Annotated in this window: 11 protein-coding genes; 10 read left to right on the top strand and 1 reads right to left on the bottom strand. The window is 67.5% G+C overall.

Annotated features, from left to right (window positions below; all coding sequences use genetic code 11):
• Window positions 1-4: 4 nt before the first annotated feature.
• The 5 genes from iolD to E6C72_RS13805 all read left to right on the top strand — a co-directional run bounded on the left by iolD (window position 5) and on the right by E6C72_RS13805 (window position 6,508).
• A complete protein-coding gene (gene iolD / locus E6C72_RS13825) occupies window positions 5-1,852 on the top strand; it encodes a 3D-(3,5/4)-trihydroxycyclohexane-1,2-dione acylhydrolase (decyclizing) (protein ID WP_109086948.1) in 1,848 nt (615 codons plus the stop codon).
• A 50-nt stretch (window positions 1,853-1,902) separates the two neighbouring features.
• Entirely contained in the window at window positions 1,903-2,793 is an 891-nt protein-coding gene (gene iolE, locus E6C72_RS13820) for a myo-inosose-2 dehydratase (RefSeq protein ID WP_109086947.1), read from the top strand.
• Window positions 2,794-2,801: 8 nt separating this feature from the next.
• The gene (locus tag E6C72_RS13815) at window positions 2,802-4,307 is read left to right on the top strand and encodes a CoA-acylating methylmalonate-semialdehyde dehydrogenase (protein ID WP_109086983.1); all 1,506 of its coding nucleotides are present in this window, start codon (window positions 2,802-2,804) and stop codon (window positions 4,305-4,307) included.
• Between the two features lie 61 nt (window positions 4,308-4,368).
• Window positions 4,369-5,496 carry a Gfo/Idh/MocA family protein gene (locus E6C72_RS13810; protein WP_109086946.1) on the top strand — a complete coding sequence of 376 codons (1,128 nt, stop codon included), beginning with the start codon at window positions 4,369-4,371 and terminating at the stop codon, window positions 5,494-5,496.
• A gap of 166 nt (window positions 5,497-5,662) precedes the next feature.
• Entirely contained in the window at window positions 5,663-6,508 is an 846-nt protein-coding gene (locus E6C72_RS13805; protein ID WP_109086945.1) for a MurR/RpiR family transcriptional regulator, read from the top strand.
• A 137-nt stretch (window positions 6,509-6,645) separates the two neighbouring features.
• Here the strand turns inward: E6C72_RS13805 and E6C72_RS13800 are convergent, their stop codons facing one another.
• Window positions 6,646-7,800 carry a porin gene (locus E6C72_RS13800; protein ID WP_136700759.1) on the bottom strand — a complete coding sequence of 385 codons (1,155 nt, stop codon included), beginning with the start codon at window positions 7,798-7,800 and terminating at the stop codon, window positions 6,646-6,648.
• Between the two features lie 457 nt (window positions 7,801-8,257).
• Here E6C72_RS13800 and iolB point away from each other — a divergent pair, with 457 nt between their 5' ends.
• From iolB to E6C72_RS32620, 5 genes are all read left to right on the top strand, one after another.
• Window positions 8,258-9,067 carry a 5-deoxy-glucuronate isomerase gene (gene iolB / locus E6C72_RS13795; protein ID WP_109086753.1) on the top strand — a complete coding sequence of 270 codons (810 nt, stop codon included), beginning with the start codon at window positions 8,258-8,260 and terminating at the stop codon, window positions 9,065-9,067.
• Between the two features lie 457 nt (window positions 9,068-9,524).
• On the top strand, window positions 9,525-11,057 hold the full coding sequence (locus tag E6C72_RS13790; RefSeq protein WP_199228787.1) for a sugar ABC transporter ATP-binding protein: 1,533 nt from the start codon (window positions 9,525-9,527) through the stop codon (window positions 11,055-11,057).
• A gap of 123 nt (window positions 11,058-11,180) precedes the next feature.
• Window positions 11,181-12,206, top strand: a complete 1,026-nt coding sequence (locus E6C72_RS13785; protein WP_199228788.1) for an ABC transporter permease — start codon at window positions 11,181-11,183, stop codon at window positions 12,204-12,206.
• Window positions 12,207-12,477: 271 nt separating this feature from the next.
• Window positions 12,478-13,413 (top strand): sugar ABC transporter substrate-binding protein, encoded by a 936-nt coding sequence (locus tag E6C72_RS13780; protein WP_199228789.1) that lies wholly within the window; start codon window positions 12,478-12,480, stop codon window positions 13,411-13,413.
• Window positions 13,414-13,474: 61 nt separating this feature from the next.
• Complete coding sequence (locus E6C72_RS32620) at window positions 13,475-16,093, top strand: HAMP domain-containing methyl-accepting chemotaxis protein (protein WP_109086756.1); 2,619 nt, start codon at window positions 13,475-13,477, stop codon at window positions 16,091-16,093.
• Window positions 16,094-16,125: the final 32 nt, after the last annotated feature.

Here is a 16,125-nt window from a genome sequence, read left to right as displayed (position 1 = left end):
CATCATGGACAGCGTGCGCCTCACCGTCGCCCAGGCCGTCGTCCGTTACCTCAGCGCCCAGTATGTCGAGATCGACGGCCAGGAGCTGCCGCTGTTCGCCGGGGTCTGGGCGATCTTCGGCCACGGCAACGTGGCCGGCATCGGCGAGGCGCTGCATGCCGCCCGCGACGTGCTGCCGACCTACCGCGCCCACAACGAGCAGGGGATGACGCACGCCGCCATCGCCTATGCCAAGGCGCAGGGTCGCCGCCGCATGATGGCCTGCACCACCTCCATCGGGCCGGGGGCCGTCAACATGGTGACGGCGGCGGCGCTGGCCCATGTCAACCGTCTGCCGGTGCTGCTTCTGCCCGGCGACGTCTTCGCCACCCGTGCTCCCGACCCGGTGTTGCAGCAGGTGGAGCGCTTCGAGGATGCCACCGTCAGCGCCAACGACTGCTTCCGTCCGGTGTCGCGTTTCTGGGACCGCATCACCCGGCCGGAACAGCTCATGCCCAGCCTGCGCCGCGCCATCCAGGTGCTGACCGACCCGGTGGAGTGCGGCCCGGTGACGCTTTGCCTGCCGCAGGACGTGCAGGCGGAAGCCCATGATTTCCCTGTCTCCTTCTTCGAGCGCACCGTCCGCCGCAGCCGCCGGCCGGAACCCGACCGCGACGAGCTGGCCGTGGTGACCGAGGCGCTGCGCAGCGCGAAGAAGCCGCTGATCGTCGCCGGCGGCGGCGTGTTCTACAGCGGCGCCTGCGACGCGCTGGCCGACTTCGCCCGACGGCACGGCATCCCGGTGGCGGAGACCCAGGCCGGCAAGGGGGCCCTGGTCTGGGACCACCCCTGCAACGTCGGCGCCATCGGGGTCACCGGTTCCAGCGCCGCCAACGAACTGGCGGCAGAGGCCGATCTGGTGCTGGCGGTCGGCACCCGGCTGGCCGATTTCACCACCGCGTCCTGGACCATTTTTGCCAACCGCGATGCCCGCTTTGCCGGGCTGAATGTCGCCGCCTTCGACGCGGTGAAGGGCGACGCCCTGCCGCTGGTCGCCGACGCGGCGCGCGGACTGGCGGCGCTCGACGCCGGGCTCGGTGAGTGGTCCGCCCCCCTGTCCTGGCAGGCCTGGGCGCAGGAGCGCACCGCTCTGTGGACCCATGTCGTCGACCGGGTGACGGCCGATGCCGGGCTGGATCTGCCGACCGACGCCCAGGTGCTGGGGGCGGTCAACCGCGCCGCCGGCACCGACGGCATCGTCGTCTGCGCCGCCGGCGGACTGCCGGGCGAGCTGCACAAGCTGTGGCGGACCGGCCGGCCCGGCGGTTACCATCTGGAATACGGCTTCTCCTGCATGGGCTACGAGATCGCCGGCGGGCTGGGCGTCAAGATGGCCTGTCCGGACCGCGAGACCTTCGTCATGGTCGGCGACGGCAGCTACATGATGCTGAATTCCGAGCTGGCGGTGTCGGTGATGATGAGGCGCAAGCTGGTCGTCGTCCTGCTCGACAACCGCGGCTATGGCTGCATCAACCGGCTACAGAATTTCTGTGGCGGCGCCCCCTTCAACAACCTGCTGCGCGACTCCCATTACGAGACGGAGACGCTGCCCGACATCGACTTCGTCGGCCATCTGCGCGCGCTGGGCGCGGTGACGGAGAAGGTGACGGGCGTCGCCGAGCTGGAGCGGGCGCTGGAACGCGCCAAGGAATCCCCCGTCACCTACGCCATCGTCATCGACACCGACCCGCTGCCCTCCACCCAGGACGGTGGAGCGTGGTGGGACGTGCCGGTGCCGGAAGTGTCCACCCGTCCCGAAGTCGCGGCGGCGCGCGGGATCTATGACGCGCACAAGGCGCGCCAGCGCCGCTGACCTCTCCTCATCCAATCCGAAAATTCCTTCCGTTTTGGGAGCATCCGATCATGACCGTTCGTCTCGGCGTCAACCCGATCGCCTGGAGCAACGACGATATGCTTGAGTTGGGCGGTGCGACGCCGCTGGAGCAGTGCCTCACCGAAGGGCGCGAGGCCGGTTTCCAGGGCTTCGAGCTTGGCAACAAATTCCCGCGCGATGCCGCCGTCCTGCGTCCGATCCTCGACGGCTACGGCCTGTCGCTGGTGTCAGGCTGGTACAGCGCCGGCCTGCTGGAACGCAGCGTCACCGAGGAGATCGAGGCGGTGCAGCCGCACCTGCGCCTGCTGAAGGCGATGGGCTGCCCGGTGATGGTGGTGGCGGAGACCACCGGCTGCGTCCATGGCAGCCGCGGCACGCCGCTGTCGCGGCGTCCGAAGCTGGAGTCCGGCCAGTGGGCGGAGTTCGGCCGCCGCATGGCGGCGTTCGGCGATTACCTGCGCGACCAGGGCACGCCGCTCGCCTACCACTACCACATGGGCACGGTGGTGGAGACGCCCGACGAGATCGACCTCTTCGCCGAGGTCACCGGCGACAGCGTCGGCATCCTGCTCGACACCGGCCATCTGACCTTCGCCGGCGGCAACCCGCTGGACGTCATCGCCAAATGGGGCCACCGCATCAACCACGTCCACTGCAAGGATGTGCGCGCCGACGTGCTGCAGCGGGCCAAGGCCAGCGACAGCAGCTTCCTCGACGCCGTCATCGACGGGGTGTTCACCGTGCCCGGCGACGGCTGCGTCGATTTCCCGGGCGTCCTGAAGGCGCTGAAGCAGGCGAACTATCGCGGCCAGTGGCTGGTGATCGAGGCGGAACAGGACCCCGCCAAGGCCCACCCGCTGACCTACGTCACCAAGGGCCGCCAGCATCTGAGCGCGCTTGTCGCAGAATACGGCCTGTGAGCATCGACATGACCAACATCGTACCGCATTTCATCAACGGCGCACCGGTCGAGGGCACCAGCGGCCCCCTGGGCGACGTCTACAACCCGGCGACCGGCCGCAACAGCGCCAAGGTGCCGCTGGCGACCGCGGCGGAGGTCGACAAGGCCATCGCCGCCGCCCGCGCCGCCTTCCCCGGCTGGTCGGCCGCCACCCCGCTGCGCCGCGCCCGGGTGATGTTCGCCTTCAAGCAACTGCTGGAGCAGAACGCCGACCGGCTCGCCAGCCTGATCACCGCCGAGCATGGCAAGGTCCATTCCGACGCGCTCGGCGAGGTGACGCGCGGGCTGGAGGTGGTGGAGTTCGCCTGCGGCGGCCCGCATCTGCTGAAGGGCGAGGTGGCGGAGAATGTCGGCACCCGTGTCGACAGCCATTCGCTGCGCCAGCCGCTGGGCGTCGTCGCCGGCATCACGCCGTTCAACTTCCCGGCCATGGTGCCGATGTGGATGTTCCCGGTCGCCATCGCCTGCGGCAACTGCTTCATCCTGAAGCCGTCGGAGCGGGTGCCGAGCGCCGCTTTGTTCCTGGCGGAACTGCTGAAGCAGGCCGGGCTGCCCGACGGCGTGTTCAACGTCGTCCATGGCGACAAGGTGGCGGTCGATGCGCTGCTGAGCCATCCCGACGTGAAGGCGATCAGCTTCGTCGGTTCGACCCCGATCGCCCAGTACATCTATGCCACCGGTGCGGCCAACGGCAAGCGGGTGCAGGCGCTGGGCGGGGCCAAGAACCATATGGTCATCATGCCCGACGCCGACCTGGATCAGGCGGTGGACGCGCTGATGGGGGCGGCCTATGGCTCGGCGGGCGAGCGCTGCATGGCGATCTCGGTCGCCGTGCCGGTGACGGAGGCGGTGGCCGACGCGCTGGTGGAGCGGCTGGCCGCGCGGGTGCGGGCGCTGAAAATCGGTCCCGGCACCGACCCGTCGGCGGAGATGGGGCCGCTGGTCACCCGCCAGCACCGCGACAAGGTGCGCGGCTACATCGACCTCGGCATCGAGGAGGGGGCGAAACTGGTGGTCGATGGCCGCCGGGTCGAGGTCGCCGACCCGGAGTGCGGTGACGGCTATTTCCTCGGCGGCACGCTGTTCGACCACGTCACGCCGGAGATGCGGATCTACAAGGAGGAGATCTTCGGCCCGGTGCTGGCGGTGGTGCGGGTTCCCGACTACCGCACGGCGGTCGACCTCATCAACGCGCACGAGTTCGGCAACGGCACCGCCATCTTCACCCGCGACGGCGACACCGCCCGAGCCTTCGGGGCGGAGATCGAGGTCGGCATGGTCGGCGTCAACGTGCCGATCCCGGTGCCGATGGCCTTTCACAGCTTCGGCGGCTGGAAGCGCTCGCTGTTCGGCGACCACCACATGCATGGGCCGGAGGGCGTGCGCTTCTACACGCGGCTGAAGACCATCACCAGCCGCTGGCCCACGGGCATCCGCTCCGGCGCCGACTTCGTGATGCCGACGATGAAGTGAGCGGGCTGGGGCGGTGCCGGAAGGCCGGTGCCGCCCATCCGCTCCTTGGGGAGGAACCCGCATGAAAAAGCTTTCCATCGGCCTCGTCGGCAGCGGCTTCATGGGGCGGGCCCATGCCCAGGCCTTCCGTGCCGTCGGCGGGCTGTTCGACCTGCCGTTCGAACCGGTGCTCGACCTGCTGGCGGAGCGGGACGAGGCGACGGCGGCCGAAGCCGCGTCGAAGCTGGGCTTCCGCCGCCATGTCGGCGACTGGCGCTGTCTGGTCGAGGATCCGGAGATCGACGTGGTCGCCATCACCACGCCGAACCGCCTGCATGCGCCGATCGCGCTGGCCGCCATCGCCGCCGGCAAGCATGTCTATTGCGAGAAGCCGCTCGCCACGACGCTGGCCGATGCCCGCGCCATGGCCGCGGCGGCGGAGGTGACCGGCGTGGTGACGCTGGTCGGCTTCAATTACCTGAAGAATCCGATGATCGCGCTGGCCCGCGAGCTGGTGGCCGGCGGCGAGATCGGGGAGGTCACCGGCTTCCGCGGCATCCATGCCGAGGATTTCATGGCCGACCCGATGGCGCCCTTCACCTGGCGCTGCGAGGCCGACAATGCCGGCGGGGCGCTGGCCGATATCGGCAGCCACATCCTGTCGCTGGCCACATATCTGGCCGGCGACATCCGTTCCGTCTCCGGCCGGCTGCACACCGTCCATGACCGTCGCCCGGCCGCCGCCGGATCGGCCGAGATGCGGGAGGTGCGGGTGGACGATCAGGCCCATGCGCTGGTCGAATTCGCCAACGGCGCCACCGGTTCCGTCACCGCCAGCTGGATCGCCCAGGGGCGCAAGATGCAGCTGGCCTTCGAGCTGGTCGGCACCAAGGGCTCCATCGCCTTCACCCAGGAGCGCTTCAACGAGCTGTGGCTGTATCAGGCGGGCGGGGCGCTTGGACGCTCCGGCTACCGTCTGATCACTGCCGGACCGGAACACGCCGATTACGCCGCCTTCTGCCCGGCGCCGGGCCATCAGCTGGGCTTCAACGACCTCAAGACCATCGAGGTGAAGACGCTGATCGAGGCCATCGCCGGCAAAGCGCCGGCCTATCCCGACTTCCGTGCCGCCTGCGAGCTGGAGCGGGTCGCCGAGGCGATCCACCGCTCTTCCGCCGCACGCCGATGGGTCGATGTGGCGGAGGTCTGACGTCCTCCTCCTCTCCCCCCCCACATCGCCCGACCTTGAGGCCGGTCCCGCAACAGCCGGGGCCGGCCCTTTTTTTCAGGGCAGTTCCCGCTTGGCGTGGAATGTGGGAACATTTATTCTAAACCGTAAAGAGCCTTTCCCCGACAGACAGCCGATAAGCGAGCCCATGGAGCAAGAGACCGACGTGCCGACGAGCTATGCCGCTCTTCAGGCCGCCATCACCCAGCGCCAAGCCAGCCTCAGCCCGCGCCTGCGGCAGATCGCCGAATATGCGCTGTCCAACCCCAACGACATGGCGCTGGAAACCGTTGCGCAGATCGCCGAGCGGGCCGGCGTGCAGCCATCGGCGCTGATCCGTTTTTCCAAGACGCTGGGGTTCGAAGGCTTCACGGAGATGCAGCGCGTCTTCCGCACCCGCCTGACCGACAACATGCCCAACTACAAGGAGCGGATCCGCGCGCTGACCGACGGTGCCGCCGGCCTGACCGATGGATCGCGCGTTCTGGAGCATTTCATCGGGGCCGGCATCAACGCTCTGGAACATCTGCGCCAGGAATTGTCGCCGGAGGATCTGGATGGCGCCATCGACCTGCTGGAGGAGGCGGAGCACATCTATGTGATGGGCCAGCGCAGGTCCTTCCCGGTCGCGGCCTATCTCAGCTACGCGCTCGGGCGGTTGGGGCGACGGACGGTCCTGCTGGACGGGATGGGCGGCATGCTTCGCCAGCAGGTGCAGGCCATCGGGGATCGCGACCTGCTGGTGGCGATCAGCTTCAAGCCCTATTCGGAGGAGACGGTCGATCTCTGCCGCTTCGCCGCGGAAAACGGTGTGCCGGTGCTTGGCATCACCGACGGCACGCTGAGCCCGATCCTGCCGTTGGCCGGTGTCACCCTGTCGGTGGAGGATGCCCAGGTGAAGGGCTTCCGCTCGCTGACTGCGACCATGTGTCTTGCGGTCAGCCTGATCGTCGCGCTGGGCCAGCGTCTCGACAAAGAAAAGGCCGGGCGGTAACTGCCGCCCGGCCGAAAGTTGGCCTCTGCCAGGAGAAGTCAGAGGCGGACGCACGCGAGAGAAATCGCGCTCCTCGACGCCGTCGCGGCAGGATGGAGAAAACCGCGGCGGCGCGAAGTCCGGAAGAGGGATCGGCCTTAGAATGCGAGATCGGTGCGGATGATGAAGATGTCGCCCTTGTCGCTGTTTGCGGCGACGTCGGAGCTGAGCTTGAAGTGGTTGTATTCGGGCGCGACGCTGAAGCCGGGTGCGACGACATACTTGGCGCCGACGGTGAACAGCTCGAACTTGCTGCGGCCGCGGACGGTGAGGTCGCCGGCATCCTTGGCGTTCAGGTAGCCGACACCGAGCGTGGTGGCGCCGAAGGTGTACTGGGCGCCGGCGGTCCAGACGTCCTGCTTCTCGCGGCTGACGATGGTGGCGCTGGACTTGGCATAGCCGCTGTCGCCCGACCAGGCATAGCTGCCGCCGATCTTGAAGCCGGCATAGGCCAGCGTCAGGCCGGCATGGGTCGAGGACAGATCGTCGAAGCTCGCCGCCGGGGTGGTGGTGGAGTTCTTGGCCTGGCCGCCGAGATAGAACAGGCTGCCGTTGACCGCCACGCCGCCCAGCGTGTTGGTGTAGGTGCCGCCGACTTCATAGACGTCGCGGTAGGCGCCGGTGCGGTTGGCGGAGGCCAGCGCCAGCTTGGAGCGGTTGATGTCGGTGTTGCTGCTGTCCGAGGAGGGCTGGTAGGAGGCGCCGAACTTGAAGCCGGCGAATTCCGGGGTCCAGTAGGTGGCGCGGGTGGCGCTGTTGCCGGAGATCAGCGCGCGGATGTTGCCGATGGTGACCGGCGCGTTGGCGGCGCTGTTGCCGAGCCAGGACGGGAAGGAGCCGTCGACGCCGCCGGTGCCCCAGTCGGACGGGGCGATCACGCCGCTGTCGTCGCTGGGGCCGTTCTCGACACCCAGATGCACAGTGCCGAAGCTGCCGTTGACGAACATGAAGGCGCGGTCGTTGGTGACGGTGCGGACGTTGCCCGTGCCGTTCTCCGCCAGCAGGCGGATGCGGGCGCCGTATTCCAGCCCGTTGTCGGCCTTGGCCTTCGGCGTCACCAGCAGGCGCAGGCGGTTGCGGAACTCGGTGTTGCGCAGGCCGCTGTCACGGTCCTGGTTGACGTAGCCGCCCTCGAAATAGGCGTCGCCGCCAAGCGTGATGTCGAACTTCGACTGGGCCGAGGCCGAACCGGCCCCCATGACCAAGGCGAGAGAAAGGGTGGCTGCTCCAAGCAGCAGAGCTGAACGAGACATTGGATTTCCTCCAGACACAGTGTTTCTTGGGGCCGAGCAACGCCGGCCAACAGTGTTGGCTTTTGGCATTGCCACGGACCATTCGCGGTCTACTGGGATTGCCGTCATGGCGGGAGTGGTAAAGAGGCCACCGCACCGCCCCACCGTTCGGCGCATCGGTCCCCTATAACCGGAACAAATGGAACATGAGTTCCGGCATGCAGACAACGGGGAATTTGCATGTTGATATGCATACTGCCGAGTTTTCGCTCGTGAGCGGCAATTTTGCCGCAGTTCTGGGCGTTTTGATGAGGTGGGATCGGGGGGCGACGTTCTTTGTCCGCCAGAACAGAAAAAAAATTCTATCTTAACCTGCGGCGGAATGTATAATCCACCCAATCATCCGCGTCCGCATCCATCACCGATTCCCAGGGGCGGAGGCGCATCGCATGATGATTCGGCACCACAGAGGGCGATCATGAGCAAGCTGCTGCTGCGCAACCACGCACCGGACCCGGCCGGCCGGGTGCACCATGTCACGCCCGAATCGGCGGGCTGGTCCTGCATCGGGTTTGACCTCTACCGCCTTGAGGCTGGCATGACCGTCTCCGGCGAGGATCCCGGCCGTGAGACCTGCCTGGTCTTCGTCGCCGGACGCGGGGCGGCGATGGCCGGCGATCGGGAATGGGCGGAGCTTGGCGACCGCATGTCGCCTTTTGAGGACAAGCGGCCCTACGCGATCTATCTGCCGCAGGGCACGCCGTGGCAGGTCCGGGCCACCACCACGCTGGAACTGGCGGTCTGCACCGCGCCCGGTCTGAACGGCGGTCTGCCGGTGCGGTTGATCCGTCCGGAGGATGTCGCCGCCTCGGTGCGCGGGCGCGGCAGCAACACCCGCCATGTCTTCGATATCCTGCCCGATTCGCAGCCGGCCGACAGCCTTCTGGTGGTGGAGGTCATCACGCCGGCCGGCAACTGGTCCAGCTATCCGCCGCACAAGCACGATGCCGACGAGGGCACGGCGGAAACCCAGCTGGAGGAGACCTATTACCACCGGATCGACCCGCCGCAGGGCTTCGCCTTCCAGCGCGTCTACACCGATGACCGTTCGCTGGACGAGGCGATGGCGGTGGAGAACGGCGACCTCGTCATGGTTCCGCGCGGCTATCACCCGGTCGGCGCCGCCCACGGCTATACCGGCTATTACCTGAACGTGATGGCGGGCCCTCGCCGCGCATGGCATTTCAACACCGCGCCGGAACACCGCTGGCTGCTGGCGCCGGGCTGATCCGGGGCGGCGGCTGGGCTGCGACCGGCCAAACGCTCCCCCGATACTTCCATCAATCCACCGCTCAACAAACCGGGCGCCGTCCAGCACGGCGCCCGGTTTGTTGTTCCGCTCCTGTGCATGATTGCTAATTTCAAAGATTATCAGTTACATAGCCGATATCTCGGCGGGAATGAAAATTCTACACTGTCCAGCATGGCCTGGACCGTTCCGCCTTTCCAGCCTCTGGTGCCGGGAATTGCCCCGGAATGGCGACAAGCCGCGGAAAATCCGCCGGTTGGAAAATGCCTGGCGTCGCCCGACGGATAAACCGAATATTCTGTCTTGAACAATCAGCGAAATTAATATTCTATATGTGGAGCGACACGCCGTACCGCTGTGGACCGGTTACGGCGGCTCATAACAACGAATCCACCAGCGACCAAATCCACCATCGCTTAGGGAGAGGACCGTGGCCGTGACCGCCCTTGGAATGATGACGCCGCCCAGCATATCCACCCACGCCCCGCCTTACCTTCTCGAGGTCGACAGCGTCCGGAAGGAGTTTCCGGGGGTCGTGGCGCTGGACAGCGTCTGCCTGCGGATCCGGCCCGGCACCGTGCATGCCCTGATGGGGGAGAATGGTGCCGGCAAATCGACCCTGATGAAGATCATCGCCGGCATCTACACGCCCGACCAGGGCATGATCCGGCTGCGTGGTGAGCCCTGCCGTCTGACCTCGCCGCTGGATGCGCTGGAGGCCGGCATCGCCATGATCCATCAGGAGCTGAACCTGATGTCCTTCATGACCATCGCCGAGAATATCTGGATCCGGCGGGAGCCGCTGAACCGTTTCGGCCTCGTCGACCATGGCGAACTGCGCCGCCGCACCCGCGATCTGTTCCGCCGGCTGAAGATCGACCTCGATCCCGACCAGCCGGTGGGCGAGCTGACCGTCGCCGGCCGCCAGATGGTGGAGATCGCCAAGGCGGTCTCCTACGACTCCGACGTCCTGATCATGGACGAGCCGACTTCGGCCCTGACCGACCGCGAGGTGGCGCATCTGTTCGCCATCGTCGAGGATCTGCGGTCGCGCGGCAAGGCGATCATCTACATCACCCACAAGATGAACGAGGTGTTCGAGATCGCCGACGACATCTCGATCTTCCGCGACGGCCGCCACATCCTGACCGATGCGGCGGCCAACCTGACGCGCGACAAGCTGATCAGCCTGATGGTCGGCCGGGAAATCACCCAGATGTTCCCGAAGGGCGAATCGAAGATCGGCGAGGTGGTGCTGTCGGTCGAAAATCTGGAACTGGAGGGGGTGTTCTCCGGTGTCAGTTTCGAGCTTCGCGCCGGCGAGATCCTCGGCATCGCAGGATTGGTCGGCTCCGGCCGCACCAATGTGGCGGAGGCGATCTTCGGCATGACGCCGGCCACCGCCGGCACCATCCGCATCGACGGCAAGCCGGTGAGGATCGACAGCCCAAAGACGGCGATGGCGCACAAGCTGGCGCTGCTGACCGAGGACCGCAAGGAAACCGGCCTGTTCCTGATGCTGTCGGTGCTGGAGAACATGGAACTGGCGGCGCTGACCGACCGCTATGTCCAGGGCGGCTTCGTCGCGCAGTCGGCCCTGAACGGCATCTGCACCACCATGAAGAACACCCTGCGGGTGAAGACACCGCACCTGCAGGAGCGCATCGAAAATCTCAGCGGCGGCAACCAGCAGAAGGTGCTGATCGCCCGCTGGCTGATGACCCATCCGCGCGTCCTGATCCTGGACGAACCGACGCGCGGGATCGATGTCGGCGCGAAGGCGGAAATCCACCGCTTGATCTCCGACCTCGCCGCCCAGGGGATGGCGATCATCATGATCTCGTCGGAACTGCCGGAAATCCTTGGCATGAGCGACCGCGTGATGGTGATGCACGAGGGCCGCGTGACCGGCACCGTCGACCGCGCGGACGCCGATCAGGTGACCATCATGCGCCTTGCGTCCGGCTGATCGGTTCCTCCGCCAGTATCGGCGGATCAAAGCCGGCCGGATTGCAAAGGACTTCGGCCAGAAGAAATCAGGTTGGCAAAATCCAGTCAAAAGATCCGGCCTGTAAAACCGGGAGGAATGAAAGTGAACGCATCCGTCAACAGCAGCGGGGTGGTGGAGACGCCCGCCCGCCGCCCCTTCAAGATGCCGGTAGAGGCCGGAATCTTCCTCGTCCTGGTTGCCATCGCCCTCGCGTTCGAAGCGCTCGGCTGGATGGTCCGCGGGGAGTCCTTCCTCGGCAACTCGCAGCGTCTGGTCATCATCGTCCTGCAGGTGTCGATCATCGGGTTGCTCGCAATCGGCGTCACCCAGGTCATCATCACCTCAGGCGTCGATCTGTCGTCCGGCTCGGTCCTGGCCCTGTCGGCGATGGTGGCGGCCAGCCTCGCCCAGACCTCCGATAATGCCCGCGCCGTCTTCCCGATGCTGACCGACCTGCCGGCGGTGGTGCCGGTGATCGCCGGCGTGCTGGTGGGGGCGCTGGCGGGGGTGGTGAATGGCGGGCTGGTCGCGGTGACCGGAATTCCGCCCTTCATCGCCACGCTGGGCATGATGGTGACGGCGCGCGGACTCGCCCGCTACTACACCCATGGTCAGCCGATCAGCCGCCTGTCGGAGAGCTTCACCTGGATCGGCGCCGGCGCAACCCCGGTGATCGTCTTCCTGGTCACCGCGCTGATCTTCCATGTGGCGCTGCGCTACACCCGCTACGGCAAGTTCACCTACGCCATCGGCGCCAACGCCCAGGCCGCCCGCGTCTCCGGCATCAACATCGGCCGTCACCTGATCGTGGTCTACGGCATCGCCGGGCTGCTGGCCGGTCTTGGCGGCGTCATGACCGCCGCACGGTCCGCCACCGGTCAGGCCGGCATGGGCATGGGTTACGAACTGGACGCCATCGCCGCGGTGGTCATCGGCGGCACCTCCCTGACCGGCGGCGTCGGCCGCATCACCGGCACGGTGATCGGCACCGTGATCCTCGGCGTGATGACCAGCGGCTTCACCTTCGTCGGTATCGACGCCTATGTGCAGGACATCGTGAAGGGCGTGATCATCGTCGCCGCGGTGACCGCCGACCAGTACCGCATGCGTCGCCGGAAGAAGGCCTGATCGCCGCCACCGCGTTCCTCTCCGGTTCCCTGCGCACCGCTCCTGAAGAATTCACGGCTTCCTTGCCCGCCATCGTGCCCCCGAACCAGTCGGTGGGGGCCGATGGGGAAAGGGGCCTGTGTGCCCGGTCCCCGTCACCGGACCGGCATCCGGACTTAGCCCGGACCATCCCCGTGACATGCAGTCAACGAGCCTTCCAACCGATCCACCAATAAAGGACTGCCCGGCGGAGCCCCCGCAAGGGCCGTCCATCAACCAAGTGAGGAAACAAATGAAGCGTCCCCACCTGAAGCATGTGCTGGCCGCCTGCTCCGCCGCCGTGGTCATGATGTCGGCCTCAGCCTTCGCCACCACCATCGGCGTGTCGATGGCCTATTTCGACGACAATTTCCTCAACACGCTGCGTCAGGCGATGGCCGATCAGGCCAAGTCGATGCCCGACGTGAAGATCCAGTTCGAGGATGCCCGCGGCGATACCGGCCGCCAGCTGAGCCAGGTGCAGAACTTCGTCGCCCAGAAGGTGGACGCGATCATCATCAACACCACGGACAGCTCCGCCACCGGCCGCATGACCCAGATCATCTCGGCCGCCGGCATTCCGCTGGTCTACGTCAACCGCAAGCCGGCCGAGGACACTCTGCCCGAGAAGGTGGTCTTCGTCGGGTCGGACGAAAACGTCTCGGGCACGCTGGAGGCCGAGGAGCTGGCCAAGCAACTGAACTACAAGGGCAATGTCGCCATCATGATGGGCGAGCTCGCCACAAACGCCGCGGAACTGCGCACCAAGGGCGTGGAGAAGGTGGTCGCCAAATATCCCGGCATGAAGATCGTCCAGAAGCAGACCGCCAATTTCCTGCGCGCCCAGGCGCTTGACCTGATGAACAACTGGATCGTGTCGGGCGAGAAGATCGACGCGGTCGCCGCCAACAACGACGAGATGGCGATCGGCGCCATCCTGGCCCTGCAACAGGCCGGCATCTCGCCGAAGAAGGTTCTGGTCGGCGGCATCGACGCCACCGCCGACGCGCTGGCCGAAATGAAGGACGGCAACCTTGCCGTCACCGTGTTCCAGGACGCCAGGGGCCAGGGCCGCGGCGCGCTGGAATCCGCGGTGAAGCTGGCCAAGGGCGAGAAGGTCGAGAAGAACGTCATGGTGCCGTTCCAGCTCGTCACCAAGGACAACTACAAGCAGTTCATGGGCAACTGATTGGCAACTGACCGGCGCTCATGCGGATGGCGCCGGATCGTTCAGCCAAGGGGGCAAGGTCATGACGGATCAGGGCACGGGCGCTCCAACCAGCCGTCCATCCACTGGCGAACGCCGCGGTGCCGGGATCCGCGGCCGTCTTCTCGCCGCTTTCGGTGCGGTCGCCGCCACCAGCGTCCTGGCGGGCGGTGTCGGCTGGCTCGCCTTCGACATCATCGAAAGCCGGGTCGATCGGATCGCCGGCGTGACCTTGCCCTCCCTCACCACCGCCCAGCGGATGGCGGAGGAAAGCGCCCGGATGGCCGCCGCCGCCCCGGTTCTGGCAGCGGCGGCCAGCCAGCAGGACCGCAAGGCCCTGATCGACGATCTGGCCGGCCGCGCCCGCCGTCTCGGCGAGGCGACCGACCAGCTGGAGAGCGCCTACCCGCAGGACCCCCGTGTCGAGGCGCTGCGCGGGCGGCTGCGGGCCATGTCCGACACGCTGGCCGCGCTGGATCGGCTGGTCGAGAGTCGGCTCGACGTGGCGGAGCGGTCGGCCGGCAGGCTGGCCGCTCTGACCGCCACCCATCACCGTTTTCTGGGCGAACTCGGCCCTCTGATCGAGGCCGGCGCCGCCGACACGCGCGGTGCCGCCACCCAGGTCGGCAGCGTCACCGGGCGGGAGCTTCAGGCGATGACCGCCGCCGGCGCCGATCTGGCGAGCAGCTATGACTTGCGGGCCAGCATGGCGTCGATGGCGCTGAACCTGACCCGTGCCACCGGTGCCGACACCCCCAGCATTGTCGATACCTATGAACGGGGCTTCCGCCGGTTGAGCGATCAGCTGGCGCCGCTGCTGACTGCGGCGGAGGTGCCGGGTGGCGAGTCGGTTCGCCGGGCGGTGCAGCGCCTGATGGAGTTGGGCGGCAGCACCGGCGGCGATGACGGCGCCTTCGCCATTCGCCGCCGCCAGTTGAAGGGCGGCCTCGATCAGACCGACGCCGCAGGGCTGGAGGACCGCGCCCGCGTCTTGCGCAGCGAGGTCGAACGGCTGGAGATTTCCGTGCTGGGCAAGCTTCAGCTCCATGTCCGTGAAAGCCGAGACAATCTGGAAAAGGCGCAGGCGACTCTGCGCAGCGACATCGGCAGCGCGGTCGACACCCTTCTGAGCCAGGGTCTTCCCACGCTTCGTCGCCGGCTGGAGTTGGCGGCGGCGGGCAACCTGATCGCCGGCACGCTGGCCGAGGCCGGCAGCGCGCCGTCGGAGGAGCGGCTGACGGCGCTGCGTCCGGTCTATGACGCGGCCGCGCGTGACCTGGCTGCCCGTACCGCCGGTGAATTGACTGATCTGGCCGGATTGCTGATCGCCTTCGGCAGCGGCGACGACGGTCTGTTCGCCCTGCGCACGCAGGAACTGACGCTTGCCGCCCAGGAAAATGTGGCGCTGGGCGAAGGCCGCACCATCGCCGAACAGCTGGGGACGGAGGTCGCCTCCCTCGTCGCCGCGGTGGCGGAGGATGCCGAACGCTCTGCCCGCACCACCCACGACGCCATCGGCCAAGGCCGCCGCTGGCTGTCGGGACTGGCACTGTTCAGCGTGTTGGGGACGGTGCTCATCGTCTGGCTCTATGTCGGACGGCGGATCGTCGGGCGGTTGATCCGCCTGGAAGGCGCGATGCGCGCCATTGCCGGTGGAAATCTCGATACCGCGGTGCCGGCGCGTGGCCAGGGCCGCGGGCGGGACGAGATCGACGCCATGACCGGCGCGCTCGCCGTCTTCCGCGACAATGCGCTTGCCACCCGCAACGCCGAGCAGGCCGCGGCGGCGGACCGGGAGCGCGCCGCCCAGGAGCGTCGCGGCGTCCTGCTCGATCTTGCCAGCCAGTTCGAGGCGTCGGTGAAGGAGGTGGCGGACAGCGTCGCCGCCATGGCCGGCACCGTGCATGAGGGCGCCGACAGCATGACCCGCAGCGCCGGCCGGACCAGCAGCGAGGCCACCAGCGCGCTGCTCGCCTCCAGCGAGGCGAGCGCCAATGTGGAAAGCGCCGCCGCTGCCGCGGAGGAGTTGGCGCGCTCCATCGAGGAGATCGCCCGTCAGGTCAACCGCTCCGCCGGGATCGCCCGCAACGCGGTGGAGGATGCCGGCCACACCAACCGGGTGGTCGACGCCCTGTCCGGCGCCACCGGGCGGATCGGCGAGGTGGTCGGGCTGATCAACCAGATCGCCACCCAGACCAACCTGCTGGCGCTGAACGCCACCATCGAGGCGGCGCGGGCGGGAGAGGCCGGCAAGGGCTTCGCCATCGTGGCCGGGGAGGTGAAGGCGCTCGCCAACCAGACCGCGCAGGCCACCGGGGAGATCGCCGACCAGATCGCCACCATCCAGGCGACGACGAGGCAGGTGGTCGAGGCCATCCAGGCCATCGTCCGCACGGTGACCGCCATCGACGAGATCTCCGGCAGCATCGCCGCGGCGGTCGAACAGCAGGGGGCCGCCACCCAGGAGATCGCCCGCAGCGTTGCCGACGCAGCCCGCGGCACCAGCCGCAGTTCGGCCAGCATGCGGTCGGTCACCGACACCGCCGAACAGACCGGTCGGTCGGCGGGCGACCTGCTCGCCGCTTCGCAGAGCATGACCGGCCAGACCGCCCGCCTGCGCCAGGAGGTCGACAATTTCCTGGGCGCCGTCCGTCGGCGGTAGACGGTGCCGTCGGCCGGCGCCTGCAAATGACA

This window comes from Azospirillum sp. TSH100 (assembly GCF_004923295.1).
Taxonomy (GTDB): domain Bacteria; phylum Pseudomonadota; class Alphaproteobacteria; order Azospirillales; family Azospirillaceae; genus Azospirillum.
Note: the sequence above shows the minus strand (reverse complement) of the source record. Positions and strands in the feature narration are given on the sequence as shown.

Coding starts and splice junctions, on each gene's coding strand:
- iolD (WP_109086948.1), top strand. CDS start 5: ATGGACAGCGTGCGCCTCACCGTCGCCCAGGCCGTCGTCCGTTACCTC.
- E6C72_RS13780 (WP_199228789.1), top strand. CDS start 12,478: ATGAAGCGTCCCCACCTGAAGCATGTGCTGGCCGCCTGCTCCGCCGCC.
- iolB (WP_109086753.1), top strand. CDS start 8,258: ATGAGCAAGCTGCTGCTGCGCAACCACGCACCGGACCCGGCCGGCCGG.
- iolE (WP_109086947.1), top strand. CDS start 1,903: ATGACCGTTCGTCTCGGCGTCAACCCGATCGCCTGGAGCAACGACGAT.
- E6C72_RS13810 (WP_109086946.1), top strand. CDS start 4,369: ATGAAAAAGCTTTCCATCGGCCTCGTCGGCAGCGGCTTCATGGGGCGG.
- E6C72_RS13805 (WP_109086945.1), top strand. CDS start 5,663: ATGGAGCAAGAGACCGACGTGCCGACGAGCTATGCCGCTCTTCAGGCC.
- E6C72_RS32620 (WP_109086756.1), top strand. CDS start 13,475: ATGACGGATCAGGGCACGGGCGCTCCAACCAGCCGTCCATCCACTGGC.
- E6C72_RS13800 (WP_136700759.1), bottom strand. CDS start 7,800: ATGTCTCGTTCAGCTCTGCTGCTTGGAGCAGCCACCCTTTCTCTCGCC.
- E6C72_RS13815 (WP_109086983.1), top strand. CDS start 2,802: ATGACCAACATCGTACCGCATTTCATCAACGGCGCACCGGTCGAGGGC.